Raw genomic sequence first — 15595 nt, 5'->3', positions numbered from 1 at the left:
CCCTTTAAACTTTCCCCAACATCTTGCAAAAGTACTTTTGCAAGATGTCTATTCAGTGGAGGTCTTAAACTCTTGCTCTAAATGCTACGAGTATACTTCCATCACTTCTGCTTGCGGTTTTACCCTAGCTTCTGCGTCCAGAAATTCAGCTACTTGAGCCTCAATTTCATCCCGAACAATTTGGCGATATTCCAAGAAATGCTCTATTTGGGCACAAACAGCTAAGTAGCTACTCACCCCACCCGGATTATGCTGATACATGTTCCACAAGTTGCGCCAGAATTGCCAGCGTGTCTGACGACGTACACCTTGACGCCAACAAATAATCAGAAAGGCTCGGAGTACTTTCCAGTTCAATGGTTTTTTAGCAGCTTTGCCCTTTTTCGGGTAGGTTGCTTCGCCCAAAAGCCGGAAGTGTTTATATGTACGCTCCAAAAACCGCTCTGGCTCATACAAATCACAGAACGCCTGCACATATTCACGAGCGATGTCTTCTAAAGGTCGAGTTGGGACAAAGTTCATCAACGTGGTTTGGTTGATATTGGCAGATTTATTGCGGAGTCGTCCTTCCTTTTCTAATCTATGCCAGAGGGCTGTATCTGGAAGTGCTTGCAGCATACTAAATAAGGCTGTGGGAATTGCTGTTTGCTCCACAAACTTGACAATTCGGGCGCCGGCTCCTACTTTCTCGCCATCAAACCCAATGATAAAGCCTGCCATGACTCGCAGCCCGGAACGGGTAATTTTATTCACCGCCTCACTGAGTGAATCTCTGGTATTCTGATATTTCTGAGTGAAAGTAAGACTTTCTTCATCGGGGGTTTCAATTCCCAGAAAAACGGCTCCAAAATTACACGCTACCATCAAATCCATCAGTTCTTGATCTTGGGCTAAATCAACTGAAGCCTCTGTGGCAAAGGAAAAGGGATAATTATGCTCCACCATCCAGGGTAGAAGGGACTTCAAAAATAATTTCACATTCCGCTTATTACCGATGAAGTTGTCATCCACCATAAAAATACTGCGCCGCCAACCCAGTTTGTAGAGATAATCAAGTTCTGCTAATAGTTGTTCTGGGTTTTTGGTGCGGGGTTTGCGACCGTATAGCACAATAATGTCACAAAATTCACACTGGAAGGGACATCCACGGGAAAATTGCACTGACATCTCTGCATAGGCTTCAAACTCTAGCAAGTCAAAGCGAGGAGTTGGAGTATTGGTGACATCTGGTTTTTCACCGTCAGAGCGAAAGATGCCAGTGCGATCGCCGCGTGCGATCGCTGCTACAAACAAGGGTAGGGTAATTTCCCCCTCATCTAATATCAAATAGTCAGCTCCTGCGGATGTCATTTCATTCGGTAGCGCTGTCGGGAAAGGCCCACCCACAGCGACTTGCTTACCTCTCTGCTTTGCTTCCAATATCTGAGAGAGCAAATCCTCTTTTTGCACAATCATCGCCGACATAATAACCAAATCAGCCCAAGCCCATTCGGCTTCTGTACAGACACGAACATTTCGATCTACTAGCTTGAAATCCCATTCTTGCGGTAAAATCGCTGCTACAGTTACCAAGCCTAAAGGCGGTAGCATTGCTTTACGGTCTAATAAAGCTAGTGTTTTTTCAAAAGACCAAAAACTTTTTGGAAAGCGGGGGTATAGAAGTAAAACGTTCATATTTGATGGTTATAAACCTTGATTTTTGTTGCTGGTTGAGTTCATGTCAAACTAAACCAGTCGTCATAACACATTAGAGGAGCTTTTATATCCACTAGCTGTAACTTCTACTATGACTGATTTAGACATAGCAATATCTTGTTAGGGCGATTATTACTGTTTTGAGAGCAGGGAGTAGCTGAAAATTGCTCATGAGTGTGAGGAGTGCAATCGGAATTTCTAAAAAGCCTCAAATATGTATGGATAAATGATTTAGCTGCAAATACCAAGACTTTTAGGACGATTCTAACATCTGTTCTTTATAGAATAGATATGAGTGAAAAAAATATAGATATGTAGAACTGCTACGTCTTTACAAAGGTTTTGGATAACGTATATTTAATTTATGGAGATGTTTTTTTATAAATTGGCAAATTGGCAACTCTGAGAAAATCAATTGTGTTATTTTCAATCCTATACAAGGTGTATTTGCACTTTCAAGCTATTTAGACGGGCTGCAACCCGTCTTTATTTATGGCCAGACTTTTTTAAATCTTATAAATTATTGTTTCCCGGTCTAAGAAGGAAAAGTTCTCGTGGTGTTGTTATTGATTATGAGGTAGACGCAGATAAAATTTACACTGTCGAGTTAATGCCGACAGATTTTTTATCTGAAAAACTAATTAACCAACAGTTTCAGATATCTATTTATATGTATTTTATGATAGTAGTATATATGATGAAAAAAGTTACCAATCATCCAGCCAACAATCTCATATCATGTCCGCTTGATTACTTATTAAACCCGAAGAACCCTACCCCTTAATCCCCTCCCTCCCCAAAGCATCGGGGAGGGGAGACAAAGCGTAGCTTTGGCGGGGTGGGGTGCAATGGCTGTGGGAATCATAACTAATTATGCGGACATGATATCACGCCTGTCTTGTATCGATTTATCAAACTTGAAAATAAACAATCCGCTTTCGGAGAGAATTTTTTTACACAAATAAAAGTCCTGTACCCCAAAGCAGAGGTCAGCATCTACCGAGAACCGTAGGGTTCAACTGTGCAGCATTCCTGTCAAAGTTACGTCACTGAATTTTTTTGCTGCAAAGCCCTAAGCATATATTTAATAGGGATACCAGATTAAAATCAGATATTTTTCTGACACAAAGTTGACACAATAATGACATATCTAAAAAGTATACAGTAAACTATAGTTTTAAATATTATCTATAATTTCTGTTTCACACTGTGCTACTTATGAATCTAGTTTTTCTTAATCAAGCATTAACCAAAAAATTACTATTGGATAATTTTCTTGTAATTTTTTTTTCAAGCAGTTAAATAAGTCTAAATAACTAAAAAAATAAATGTGAGGTGATAATGAAACTTTTTGCATCCTATAAAATTAGCTTGGCTTCAGTTTTACTAACTACACCTTTATGTATTTTTTCTCTTAAAATACTTGCACAAGCTGCAATTCTTCAAGAGCCAGCTATTATTATTAATAGCGGTTCTACGAATACTTGCAAGTATAACATTTCCGTATTGCCATCAGGAAAGGCAACTTACACTGTTTGCAATACAAAAGGTACAGGTGAAATTAAACTGAACACAGCTACTAAACTTTTCAATGATATTTCAGCAGCTAAACCACTGTCAAAATTACCATATAGATCGTGTCCGAAATCTGTTTCATTCGGGACATCAACTCAAGTCAATTATTCTGGGCAGAAATCTCCAGATATTAGCTGTCCAAGTAATGATTCTAAAGTCACAAATTTGTATAATGACGCTAAAAGTATTCAAGAGGAATTGAACTTTTCAACTTCTAAAAATTTGTAACCGTTTGAGGGTGTAAAGAAGACGAAAAACAATCACAAAAATAAAGCAATAAAATTAGGTAGCTTTCAACAAGTCACAATCAGCATCAGAAGAAAAAACTATGAATCCTAACTTGAAAGATATATCCTCAAATTTGCCCCGCCGTCAAATTCTCAAAGCTGCTCTCACCTTTGTGACTGGCTTAACTACGACATCACTAGTATCTTTGTTGATGACCAAATCTACGAAAAAAGCACAAGCAATTGTTGTGCAACGACCAAATGAGTTTACACTTAATGGCAATGGTACTCAGATTAAGTATTCTATCTTTAACGAAGTTTCACAGCTTGATTACAAAACTCAAAATACTTCCCTTCATTTCAGTGGCGATGACATTAAGACATTAACTACTGATATCGGGACACTGATTACAGTAATTATTAGCAGTCCAAATCCTACTGTCGGAGGCAATACAGTCAAACTCAGTTTTTTGTTACCCACTGTTAACTTACTTATTAGTGATAGAGAAACTCCTGTCCAAACTCAAGCAATTCTCATTACCGAAAAAACATCAGGATTAATCCGAAGACCAATATTTGGGCAACTACAATTATATGAGACTTTCCCACTTAAGGGAACTGCTAGATACCGCTAGATTCAGATATTAAGTTCATCTAAATTCATGCAAGTTAATGATAAAGCCGTCAAGAATGGCTCTGTTTGGGGCAGGATTGGTGGAAGCACCTTGAACTTTTTCAGCCAAGGCGCTCCCCGGTCAAACTGAGCAAGGAGCAATACTAGAAAGCACTATTAGACTAATTTCAGGTTTGGGTTCCGCCGAAAAGACTCGTATTGTATAAATTCCCTAGAGCAGTGTTTATGTTTTGTCTCTAGAAGCTCCTATTCAATTATCTGTTCGTTAGTCCAATGCTTTCTCAATAAAGAGTAACTTTTAACTTATTACTCCTGAAAGCGGGTGCAATATTGTTAAATGAAAACTATGTCTGGTTTCAGTTTTCAAATACCGTTCTTGCAAAGGTTGCCACTGCTGCCACGACTGGTAACGATTTTCAGTTAACAAATTAGCAAGGATGGGCAACTCAGTCTGAATTTCTGACTTGTATACATCTGCAAGCCAGTCAGTTAAAACGGCACTATCTTGCATCGTACCCAAAATTTCTTGGATATTTTTCACTTCTGTAATATAAGCTTCGTAAGAATCGCCATATAAGTCAGTAAACAACTCCATTTGATAGCGTATACGTTTAGCTTCTTTTCGCAAACTATGAAGACTTTCACCTTCTGTTGTCAATTGTTTTTCTATCTTTTTTGGTTTCCAGTTTTTCTGGATTTTCACTTCTGATTCTACAACTTCAGTACCAACTAGCCAACCTGGATGCAGTAAGAAGTTACTCAGTTCTGGTAAAAGTAAGTCTGGTAGCACTTGCTGAATGGCAATAGATGCCAAAGGTTGATAACTGGGTTTCTCTAACCACTTATCTAATGCATCTTTTAGAGACTTGTAAGATTCATCGTTTAATGTTTTCTGCACACTCGATTGTACATCTTCACGTTGTTTCGCTAAAGCTATAAAAGCTGTTTGTAGAGATTCCTGTTCTTTGCGGGGTAAGTTTGGTTTGTAATTGTTTTCCAAACTTTCTTTGAGTACGTCTAAATCTCGCAGATTACCAAGACGACGGGCTATTTTACCAATATTTTTATCGCTGACTGGTTTCGACACATTCACTGCTAGCCCAAACCGAGTTACCGCTGTCCGTAGGCGGCGCATTCCCACTCGCATTTGGTGCAGCGCTTCTGGGTCTTCATCTTTCTTTACTGATTTTTCCCACTTAAAGGTTTTCTTACAGTGTTTTTCAATCGCTTGGTAGGCGTAGTCACCAAGAGTTTTTACTGTAGGTTGTGTAGCTAATTTCATAATGGGTCTGAATGATTACCTCATGAAGTTATTGCATAATAACAATATTATTTAAAAATTTGCATCTACTTTCGATATTTTTTATGGTATGAGGATTTTCAACTATGCTTATGACGATTGATAGTTGCATCATCTGCTATAAATATGCAATATTTGTCAAGGGTACTTCACACCGTCAAGTTGATATAAGTTATAGTTTTGAGATAAATATTTTTAGAAAATCAAATCACATCTTATAATAGCATATCTAATGTTTTTGGAACTCTTAATATGATTCAAAATGCCAAACTTACATTTGCTAAATCAAGTTTTATTGACTTTTGTAGATTCTTTTCAAGAACATAGAGAAGACTTATCAGCATTGCTGCTAACACATCAGAAGTATTTATGGTTGGGGTCAGATGAAACCTCAACTATTGAGCGTCTATCTTTGGTTGATACTGATAAATTTACAGAACATCAACAATTTAGAGTAGCAGAATTTATCAATTTACCTGCACCAGAAGAGGAAGAAATTGATATAGAAGGACTGGCTTACGCTGATAATTACTTATGGTTTGTTGGTTCTCACAGTTACAAACGCAAAAAATTCAAACCTGAAAATACAGATGCCAAAAACTCTAAAAGGCTAGCAAAAATTGAATCGGAACCTAACCGTTACATTTTAGGACGAATTCCTCTGATAGACGGTAAGCTATTCTCATCTTGCCCACACCCCGAAAAGCCAGATGTGCAATTGAATGCCGCTAAACTAGAAGTGACGAATCAGGGTAATTTGCTGATCACAGCTTTAGCAGATGATGCCCATTTAGGCTTGTTTATTCAAGCAGGAATTCCCGGAAAGGATAATGGCTTTGATATTGAAGGAATAGGCATTTATCAAAACCGCGTCTTTCTGGGTTTGCGGGGCCCTGTATTGCGGGGTTGGGCTGTGGTGCTGGAAATAGAGTTAGAAGATTCTACCCCTGGACTTATGAAACTAAAGCAAATTGGGGAATTAAAGGAGTTATATAAAAAGCATTTTATCTGGTTGAATGGTTTGGGAATTCGGGATTTGTATATAGATGATAAAGATTTGTTGATTTTAGCCGGGCCAACGATGGATTTAGATGGATCCGTGCAAGTTTATCGCTGGATAAATGGCGTTAATTTACGAGAAAATGTCTTCAGCAATCCCGATTTTGTGCAAGATATTCCTTATGGAAATCGAGAAGAACACGCTGAGGGTATGACGATGTTTCAGGATGTAGCTGGCATACCTTCGCTATTGGTAGTTTATGACTCTCCAGCAAAAAGTAGGCTGGTTGGTGATGGTGGGGTAATCGCGGATGTGTTTAAGTTGGGGTAACTTCAATTTTAGATTTTGGATTGCTGAGAAAGTTGGATGGGCAATTGTCTGTAGTGTGTACGATAATTTTAAATGTTAGTAGAGATTGCTTGTACGGGACAGGTGGGGATACACTGTTCGCAGACAATACAGCGCGATCGCGTGAATGTCAACTTGTATGTCTCTGGGTGGAGGGTGAGGGCTTCGGTAGGACAAACCCCAGTACACAAGCCACAGTGGACACACACATCCTCGTCGATCGCAATTTCGCCTAATGTAGAAGAAACATTAACATTACGCGATCGCATCCACTCGATCGCCGCATCTAATTGATCGATGTCTCCCGATAATTCCACTACCAGTTTGCCAATTTGATTTGGGGCAACTTGGGCGCGGATAATATTAGCGGCGACGTTGAACTCTTTGGCCAGTACGTAAGTGACTGGCATTTGCACGGCCCTTTTCGGGAAGGTGAGTGTTACTCGTTTTTTCACAGGTTTAGCAGAAGATTTTTTCTGTTGTAGCGTATTGAGAGTTTTATCAGTCCTTCCCTACGGTAAGTTGCACGAACGAACAAGGCAAGAGAAGGACACGCTAAACCATTCAATCCTCTAGAATTAGCTGCTGAAGTAGCCGTAGCGTTGGGCTGGAGTCTAGAAAAGTAAAACAAAATCTATAGTAAATTAATTTATCAAAAGTAGACGTAGGGAAAAGTGATTTAAAAGTTTTTTTAGGTGTTAAAAAACACAATGGGTAAAAATCAATTCAATTGTTGTTCAAATACATCATATAAACGGACGACTTAAATAAATTGTAACCTAGTTGCAAAATTAGCTATTTACTACAATTTAAGTTAACCAAGAACGTTTTTTTTATGAATAGTAGTAATTTATATTTATATATGCAATAAAATTAGTTTAATTTTTCTTAACAAAAGTTAATATATATTATCTGAACTACTTGATGCTGTAAAATAAGCAATGGATTTTGTCGATTAACAAATTAAATCTTAATTTGGTTATTTTTGGTAATCAAGACCAAAAAAATTGGACATAATCAGCATTTTCATTTCACTGAATTAATATTACGGATGGGTCTAATTGACGAACCACTCATTTTGGTATTATTGCTTTTTCTTCTTCGGTATCACTCTTGCCCGATACTTTCTGATTGCTGGGGGAGCATACTTGCTCTTTTATTTAGTTTTAGGGAAGTCTCTCGCTAACAAGAGTTTGCGTTTGAAACCGTTGATGAGTTGTTCGATTAAAAAGGATATTGAATTATCAGTAATCTCCACAGTAGTTTTTGCTATTTCTGGAGCGTTTATGATCTCAGAGTATAATTTGGGAGCAACGCTGTTATACGCTGACATCTGGAAATACGGACTGTGGTATTTAATAGTTAGCTTTATTGCAGTGCTAATTCTTCAGGATACTTACTTTTATTTTATCCATCGGATGTTTCACCACCCTCTAATTTTTAGATGGATGCATTATGGACACCACCGTTCAGGCGAGCCAACACCCTGGAGTTCCTCTGCCTTCGACTTACCAGAAGCGATCGTACAAGCACTTTTCTTTGTAGGTGTAAGCTTCATAGTTCCGCTACATTTCGTCACCTTAGTTGCCGCACTTATAACTATGACAGTATGGGCAGTGTTTACCCATCTCGGATTTGAGCTATTTCCTTCTTCATCTAAAAGTTACTGGATTGGAAGGTGGCTTATTGGTTCTATGCATCATTCCATACATCATCGCAAGTATAAAGTACACTACGGTTTGTATTTTACGTTCTGGGACAAACTGCTTGGTACTGAAGATCCTAATTATGAAAACGAAACCCACACAAGGGAGTTTTAACTCCATCTAGTGGGACTTAGACAAAAAATAGCCATAAAAAGAGCCTTAAATCTATATGCAGAGAGACTTTGACATCGTTTTGCCTACTTTCTTGATATATCTGGGTTTCAAGCATTCTTGAGCGTTTGGTGTATTTTCCTTGCCTTGTATGGATTTGAGTCTTGTTTATGCATCAAAAATGTTTAAGTCCCGCTAGCGAAATTCTAGAGTACTGACTATTTAACTTTTGTCGAATTCTCAAGCTTGTTTGGATTCACCCAACGATTGACAAATTCGTTGTTATGTTTGTAAATCTTGATTTGCACTTGCTTGGAACTTAACTTGACTATTTCGGCAGGAATTTTTTGGACATCGCCAGAATCTGTGCGGGGCTTGTAAAGCCAAATGACTTTTTGCCCAACTTGAAAGTTGTCAGAATTGCTCGTTAAAGAAGGCGTACTTTCTGCCCAAGAGGGGAAAGCAATTGCTAAGTTAATCAAAAGTACTAAGACCACTATAGTGATTTGAAAAAGTTTCATAATCATTGCACTTGTCTTAGGTTTGATGGGGCAATCAATCTGCTGCTCTAGCATTTAGTTATTGTCCTTCTTTAGGTTCTCAAAGTTGAAAGTTCGGTATACTCAAAACTGTTTTAGGCAATTTAGCAAAAGTTAAAATATCTACTGATTTCAGAATAAAACGACTTGGGGAATAAAATCAAGTAGTCTTATTTGTTAAAATGATAATTTAGATTTATATATAGAAGATTGTGTTGCAAAAATTGTTTGAGAACAAATGGAATAGCTGAAGTAACAAGTTTATTTTATGAAGGCGATCGCTATTTGTACTTAAGCCAAAAGAAATATTTTGACTGAGACATTCAAGCAATCGCCTTGTATGAAATTTAAGCAGCCCAAAAAATTGGGGCAGGTTCCAAACCCGCCCCGACATCTGATATACTACGCCCAACGGCTGTTGCTACAGGCTTTAAACTATTAACTAAATGCACCATATCTTCTAAAGAAAGTGCTTGACGGGCATCAGAAACAGATTTTTCTGGTTCTGGGTGACATTCAATAATTAATCCATCTGCACCGCAAGTGATCGCAGCCCTAGCCACAGGTGCGACCAATTCCCGTTTCCCGACGGCATGAGAAGGATCTACAATTACAGGCAAGTGAGTTATTTGCTTGAGTGCTGCCACTGCCCCTAAATCTAGGACGTTACGGGTGTAATCATCAAAACTGCGAATACCTCTTTCGCACAACACCACATCAGGATTCCCGTGGCTAAGGATATATTCAGCAGCCATGACAAATTCTTCAATAGTCGCTGCTAAACCACGTTTAAGTAGTATTGGTTTACCGGCTTGTCCCAAAGCTTTGAGCAAGTCAAAGTTTTGCATATTACGGCTACCAACTTGAAGCATATCAGCGTGGGCGGCGACTACTTCAATTTGAGAAATTGACATTACCTCCGTAACAACTGGCATATTGTAATGCGATCGCACCCTGGCTAAAATCTCTAATCCTGACTCTCCCATACCCTGGAAAGCGTAGGGAGATGTGCGGGGTTTGTAGACACCGCCACGCAACCCCTGTACTGATGCAGTAGATAGCTTTTGGGCGACTATCTCCATTTGTTCTAAGCTTTCAACAGTGCAGGGACCGCCGATAATTACCAATTCTTTACCGCCGAAAGCAACTTCTTTCGAGATTTTAACGATTGTCTGGTGATTTAAATGGGATTGTACAGCAAGTTTGGCATTAATCATGGTTACATTCTCCTGAAAAATTAAGTATTAAGTATTGGGGATTGGGCATTGGGCATTGAGCAAAGTCGTTGGCGCAGCCTCTCCAAGAGTTGTATTGGGCATTGGTTATTCCCCTTGTCTCCTTTGCCTCCCTTGTCCGTCAATTCCCCATACCCCATTCCCATTTCCAAATAACAAAAAAGCCCGAAACCTTTAAAAGTTCCGGGCGCGTTCTGAATTCATTGGCATGACGCTATTTACCCGGAATTTATTCTGGGCCAAAAGTAAAAACCATAAAACCAACTACTGAAATAAGTCATGACAATGAAATTCTCCTTAAAAAAACAAAAACCGCAGAATTTGCTCTGCGGTTCACCGGGCGGTTTCCATTAGGAAACTTAATTCACTCCCGGTGAACCACCCTAAACCAAAAATAAAAGTAAGAATTTGTGTTAAACATTTGCGGCGTTTTTGCTGGAAAACTTAAGAAATATACCTATCTAACGTTAAATTAGCAGGAAGAGGAGGCTTTGTCAAGACCTGCACAAACTATAAAAAAGCGATAGACTCAGTACAACTCTGGGGATTAAGACTAATAACGCTTTGCACAATTCAAAATCACGCCCTGTTCTGATTGTACTAGTTACTTATTTGCGTAGACGAAAAAAGCGGCTTGTCATTAGACATCACGATAGTTATATAACCTCAGAAGCTTAAAAAGCCAGGATTGAGAAGTTAAAATATATAATTCTCCTGACTTATGACTTCATCTTGCGAAAGCTTATTGCAGGGAATTGACAACCGCCATACATTATTCTTACCCAAGTCCTCATTGACCAGATCAACTTTTTAGGATCATCTGTCTCATTATGCCCAGTTCCAAAATCTTAACCCAATCTTTCGACTATTATGGAGCTTACCCCTGCCCAGTCTGTCGAATAGGTAAGATTTCTCACATGCCATTGATGGAAGCTATGGCTTGTGACTTTTGCCAAGAGATTTTTACAGTCAACTTAGAACAACAGCAAATCAAGATGCCTTCTAGGCAACCACCTTTAACTTGGCGTTGGAATGGGTTGAGTTGGGCAGAAGGCCAGTTGGAAGGTGTGGAATTAGGTTGGGGTTATGGACTAGCAGCAGCAATTTTTATAATTCTTCCCACTACTCTAATTGGCATAGTAGCTTACTATTTTCCTGCTAATCTGAAGGAACCCATTACCTGGATGCCATATATTTGGACAATATTAACCTTCTTATCACATTTATCAATTATTGCTTGGATTTATATTGAAGTCTATCAGATTCCAGTTGCAGCATATTTTAGAGCGATCGCTCGATGGAGAAATGGAGAGATGGGAAGATGAGAGAAATAAATTCAAAACTTGTACTGAGCGTGTCGAAGTATTCAAAATTAAAGAACTTCTGCCTCCTGCCTCCTATTTCCCCATGCCCCATAATCCATAACAAATCATGCAGCGTATAGATGACTCCATCACTCATAATTAAGTTGATTGTCCACCAAAATATCGTATGAGCGATCTGGAGCAGTACTATAGAGTTTTGGAATTAGAGCCTGGAGCAACACTTGAAGAAGTGAACCAGGCTTACAAAGATTTAGTCTTTGTTTGGCATCCCGATCGCATTCCCAAAGACAATCTCCGTTTACAGCAGAAAGCACAAGACAAGCTGAAAGCTATAAATGAAGCTCGTGAAAAGTTGCGCTCTTTAAAAACCAAACCTCAAACCACACATCAAACTACATATCAAACCACACAGAACTCACCGTCACCTCAACAGGAAAAACCATCTCAACCAACCCAGCGACCACCAAAACAAAACTCAGATTTAAGCGGCAAAGACTACAGTCGGGCAAATTTGAGCAATAAAGACTTATCTGGCAGAAATCTGAGTTATGCGAATTTGAGTGGTGCTAATCTCAGTGATACTTTTATGCACAAAGTCAACCTCAGAGGTGCAAATTTATCTGAAGCAAATTTATTTCGGGCAAACCTACTTTTAGCCGATCTCAGGGAGGCGAATTTACGCGCAGCTAATTTGATTGGAGCGGATCTCAGTGGGGCCGACTTGCGAGGAGCCGACTTGACGGGAGCGCGGATTCGCTCTGGTGAGCGTCTTCTGGTTAAATTAGTTGGTACTAACTTAGCAGGGGCAATTATGCCTGATGGTTCAATTTATCAATAAGTGAGGTTGGGCCATAACACCAAAATCCTCATGTAGAGACGCGATTTATCGCGTCTTAAAAAACCTATTATCTACACCAATAACCCTTAACTGAAACGTATTGGTGCATAAATTACTCCTATGCAATGCAATTGAAAACTGCTATATGCCTATTTGCTTGCCTAAAACACTAAAATGAATACGCGATCTACTGAAAAGAGAAAGCAATATGCCTTTTTGCTTGCTAAATCTACTGAAATGAGAAAGCAATCAAGCATTTTGAGAAAAAAATCTGTGATTTTAACAAGTCGGGAATTTGACCTCGCTTCATCCATCCCTACAACCTACGTGTAAAATTGAATATGATACATCAAGGGTTGTAGGCACTGTGAACTTTTTTATCGGTTGTGCTGTTTGGGCATATAAAGGTTGGGTAGGTGAACTCTATCCCCAAGGTACTCGCACTGCCGATTTTCTCCATCTCTACAGTCGTCGCTTCACTACTGTAGAAGGTAATACCACCTTTTATGCCGTGCCTAACCAAGAAACTGTAACCCGTTGGGCTGCTGAAACACCAGCAGGTTTTGAATTTTGTCTAAAATTACCGCGAGATATTACCCATCAAGGGTTGCTGAAACCTTATATCCGAGCTGCTTTAAAATTTCTGGAGGGGATGCGCCCTTTAGGTAAGCATCTTGGCCCAATCTTTGCCCAGTTACCACCCAGCTATGCACCTGCATTACTTGACGATTTGTCCAACTTTCTGGAAGCTTGGCCACGTACAGAAGCACCCCTAGCAGTGGAAGTTCGCCATCCCGACTGGTTCAAGGAACCCCATGCTAGTAATTTGACGGCGCTTTTAGAAAAGTTAGGTGTCGGAAGGGTACTGTTAGACTCGCGCCCCATTTATACTGGAGATGACAATCCCCAATTACAATCGGAACGACGCAAACCTAAATTACCGTTGCAATTGAGTGTAACAGCACCTTTTACTCTGATTCGGTTTATTTCTCATCCGAATTTATCAGTGAATCAGCCATTTATGGAAGAGTGGGTGAGGCAGATTCAGCAATGGTTACAGATGGGAGTGCAAATTTATTTCTTTGTCCATTGTCCAATAGAAGCGCGATCGCCCAACACAGCCCGTCACTTCCAACAGCTATTGGAACAAAGTGGTACACTAGTTCTACCCCTACCTTGGAATAACCTTGAGCATCCCCCTAATCAGCTCAGTTTATGGTGATCGTATTTAGTAGACAATTGGTGTTGTAATACTTTTCTGTTAAAGCGAATTTTTTCAGAGCAATTCCACAAAAGGAGGTTGAGATGAGTCGTCTTCTTTATGAAAAATCAGTCTCATATAAAGGATATCTCATAATTCCATTTGTTTTTGGTAAGGCGGATAATTACGAAATTTATTCGTATAAAATGCTATCTGAAATTGGGCACAGAAGCCAATTTCACAAAGCAGGAAATCCAGCAGGAATCTGTGGTAGTGACGTTAGTAATATCATTGATATTGCTAAAGAGCATATCGATCAAAATTCCGAGTTTGTTCATCGAGGGGATAGTTTTAAGTCTCGCTACATTTATCGGAACAATTTGATTATCATCTTCCAAGAAGGAGATAAATATTTTTATGACCATTACCCACCAGAGTTATTGAATAATATTGCAGCTCCAAAGTTATTCAAATCTGAATATGAATGTCTGAATTGGATTAAGCAAGGGTTTGATGGGCGACATGTGCGGCAAAGAGCTATTTGAAGAAGGTAGGAGTATTTGCATTTTTGTATTACAGCTCATAGGTGTCAACTTACAGCAGTTTTCATATATTTGAACCACATTTGTTGTAGGGGCGCAAGGCCTTGCGCCCCTACCGCGTGGTCTATTTACCTGAAAATAGCTGTAAGCTGAAACTCCTTTAAAACCTCGTTTCCAGCCTTTGGCTGGAAATGCTGCTCCTGATGGCTCTGCCGCCAGCAAGGGAGGCAGAGCCTCTAGGATGGCATTCCCAGTCGGAGACTGGGAACGAGACAATATCTAAAAGCTTCTTATAGGCTGGCTTTCACGTTAAGTTGACACCAATGATTACAGCTATAGCGGTTCCCATTCAGATGCGATATAACGTTGTACAGCATCGGAATGGGAATTCCTTAAACATTGCATTTTCAACCTTGACTTATTGCGCTTGGCTCCATGTAGATAATTTCCCAAATGTGGCCATCTAAGTCAGCAAATCCATGTCCATACATAAAACCGTGATCTTGCGGTTCATTGTAGGTTGTTCCACCAGCGGCGACAGCCTTGCGAACTATTTCATCAACTTGTTCTCGGCTATCAAAAGATAAACACACAAGCGCTTCTGTGCTTTTTGTGGCATCACAAATTTCTTTGGGAGTAAACGTCTTAAACTTCTCATGGGTCAAGAGCATGACGAAAATGTTTTCGGACACAATCATACAGGTGGAAGTTTCGTCAGTAAATTGAGAATTAAACTCAAAGCCAAGTTGAGTAAAGAACTCGATCGATTGATTGAGGTTTTTGACTGGCAGATTAACAAAAATTTGAGTACTCATGGGTTCTTCTTTTGAATTATTCCACAGTGAAAGATCGGCGAAAAAGCGCTGAGGTTTTACAGGGAAGACGCCCATAAGCGCCTCCCCACAAGTCAAGCAGTCTTCTGGCAGTTGACCATCCACGGAATACCGAATTGATCGACCAACATCCCAAAGCGGACAGACCAAAAGGTTTGATCGATCGGCATCTTCACTTTTCCGTTTTCTGCCAGGGTATGAAAAATGCGTTCTGCCTCCGCTGGCTCGTCAACGCTGATTTGCACGTAAAAGCCTTGGGGTGTTTCAAAATATCCAGGCGGACTGTCAGATCCCATCAAGAGGCGATCGCCCAGATCGAGGCAGACGTGCATGATTTTGTCATGCCATCCGGCAGGTATATGCTCGGCTGAGGGTGCATCTCCGTGGGTCATCATCATGACAATTTTGCCGCCAAGACAGTGTTCGTAGAACTTGAACGCTGCTTCACAGTTGCCGTTGAACATAAGATAAGGATTGAGTTTCATG

The 15595-nt window shown here is 39.7% G+C and carries 15 protein-coding genes; 8 read left to right on the top strand and 7 right to left on the bottom strand.

Translation table 11 applies throughout. The features are described from left to right. Window positions 1-84: 84 nt before the first annotated feature. A complete protein-coding gene (locus tag V7L12_RS31105; RefSeq protein ID WP_334825769.1) occupies window positions 85-1674 on the bottom strand; it encodes a B12-binding domain-containing radical SAM protein in 1590 nt (529 codons plus the stop codon). A gap of 1362 nt (window positions 1675-3036) precedes the next feature. On the opposite strand from V7L12_RS31105, the gene V7L12_RS31100 reads away from it, so the two are divergent. Beyond that, entirely contained in the window at window positions 3037-3498 is a 462-nt protein-coding gene (locus V7L12_RS31100; protein ID WP_335090304.1) for a hypothetical protein, read from the top strand. 100 nt (window positions 3499-3598) lie between these two features. After that, window positions 3599-4132 (top strand): hypothetical protein, encoded by a 534-nt coding sequence (locus V7L12_RS31095; RefSeq protein ID WP_335090302.1) that lies wholly within the window; start codon window positions 3599-3601, stop codon window positions 4130-4132. 297 nt (window positions 4133-4429) lie between these two features. On the opposite strand, the gene V7L12_RS31090 is transcribed toward V7L12_RS31095, so the two are convergent. After that, entirely contained in the window at window positions 4430-5413 is a 984-nt protein-coding gene (locus tag V7L12_RS31090) for a CHAD domain-containing protein (RefSeq protein WP_335090300.1), read from the bottom strand. A gap of 280 nt (window positions 5414-5693) precedes the next feature. On the opposite strand from V7L12_RS31090, the gene V7L12_RS31085 reads away from it, so the two are divergent. Then, window positions 5694-6761 (top strand): DUF3616 domain-containing protein, encoded by a 1068-nt coding sequence (locus tag V7L12_RS31085; RefSeq protein ID WP_335090298.1) that lies wholly within the window; start codon window positions 5694-5696, stop codon window positions 6759-6761. Between the two features lie 68 nt (window positions 6762-6829). Here V7L12_RS31085 and V7L12_RS31080 read toward each other — a convergent pair whose 3' ends face one another. Next, window positions 6830-7234 (bottom strand): NIL domain-containing protein, encoded by a 405-nt coding sequence (locus tag V7L12_RS31080; protein WP_104905189.1) that lies wholly within the window; start codon window positions 7232-7234, stop codon window positions 6830-6832. A 606-nt stretch (window positions 7235-7840) separates the two neighbouring features. On the opposite strand from V7L12_RS31080, the gene V7L12_RS31075 reads away from it, so the two are divergent. Next, the gene (locus V7L12_RS31075) at window positions 7841-8599 is read left to right on the top strand and encodes a sterol desaturase family protein (protein ID WP_335090296.1); all 759 of its coding nucleotides are present in this window, start codon (window positions 7841-7843) and stop codon (window positions 8597-8599) included. Window positions 8600-8814: 215 nt separating this feature from the next. Here the strand turns inward: V7L12_RS31075 and V7L12_RS31070 are convergent, their stop codons facing one another. Continuing rightward, on the bottom strand, window positions 8815-9117 hold the full coding sequence (locus V7L12_RS31070) for a hypothetical protein (protein WP_335090294.1): 303 nt from the start codon (window positions 9115-9117) through the stop codon (window positions 8815-8817). 365 nt (window positions 9118-9482) lie between these two features. Continuing rightward, complete coding sequence (aroF, locus tag V7L12_RS31065; protein ID WP_335090293.1) at window positions 9483-10352, bottom strand: 3-deoxy-7-phosphoheptulonate synthase; 870 nt, start codon at window positions 10350-10352, stop codon at window positions 9483-9485. Window positions 10353-11200: 848 nt separating this feature from the next. On the opposite strand from aroF, the gene V7L12_RS31060 reads away from it, so the two are divergent. The 4 genes from V7L12_RS31060 to V7L12_RS31045 all read left to right on the top strand — a co-directional run bounded on the left by V7L12_RS31060 (window position 11201) and on the right by V7L12_RS31045 (window position 14279). Then, the gene (locus V7L12_RS31060) at window positions 11201-11695 is read left to right on the top strand and encodes a hypothetical protein (protein WP_334825788.1); all 495 of its coding nucleotides are present in this window, start codon (window positions 11201-11203) and stop codon (window positions 11693-11695) included. Between the two features lie 166 nt (window positions 11696-11861). Then, entirely contained in the window at window positions 11862-12533 is a 672-nt protein-coding gene (locus V7L12_RS31055; RefSeq protein WP_335090291.1) for a pentapeptide repeat-containing protein, read from the top strand. A 367-nt stretch (window positions 12534-12900) separates the two neighbouring features. Beyond that, entirely contained in the window at window positions 12901-13755 is an 855-nt protein-coding gene (locus V7L12_RS31050; RefSeq protein ID WP_335090289.1) for a DUF72 domain-containing protein, read from the top strand. An 83-nt stretch (window positions 13756-13838) separates the two neighbouring features. Beyond that, on the top strand, window positions 13839-14279 hold the full coding sequence (locus tag V7L12_RS31045) for a hypothetical protein (RefSeq protein ID WP_335090287.1): 441 nt from the start codon (window positions 13839-13841) through the stop codon (window positions 14277-14279). A gap of 404 nt (window positions 14280-14683) precedes the next feature. Here the strand turns inward: V7L12_RS31045 and V7L12_RS31040 are convergent, their stop codons facing one another. Together V7L12_RS31040 and V7L12_RS31035 are read right to left on the bottom strand one after the other, a co-directional pair. Then, window positions 14684-15214 (bottom strand): VOC family protein, encoded by a 531-nt coding sequence (locus tag V7L12_RS31040; RefSeq protein WP_335090285.1) that lies wholly within the window; start codon window positions 15212-15214, stop codon window positions 14684-14686. Further along, entirely contained in the window at window positions 15184-15573 is a 390-nt protein-coding gene (locus V7L12_RS31035) for a VOC family protein (protein ID WP_335090385.1), read from the bottom strand. Before V7L12_RS31035 ends, V7L12_RS31040 begins: the two co-directional genes overlap by 31 nt. Between the last annotated feature and the right edge of the window lie 22 nt (window positions 15574-15595).

Origin of the sequence: Nostoc sp., assembly GCF_036918245.1 — a bacterium.
GTDB lineage: Bacteria > Cyanobacteriota > Cyanobacteriia > Cyanobacteriales > Nostocaceae > Nostoc.
The sequence above is the reverse complement of the archived record's forward strand: the minus strand, read 5'-3'. Positions and strand labels throughout refer to the sequence as shown.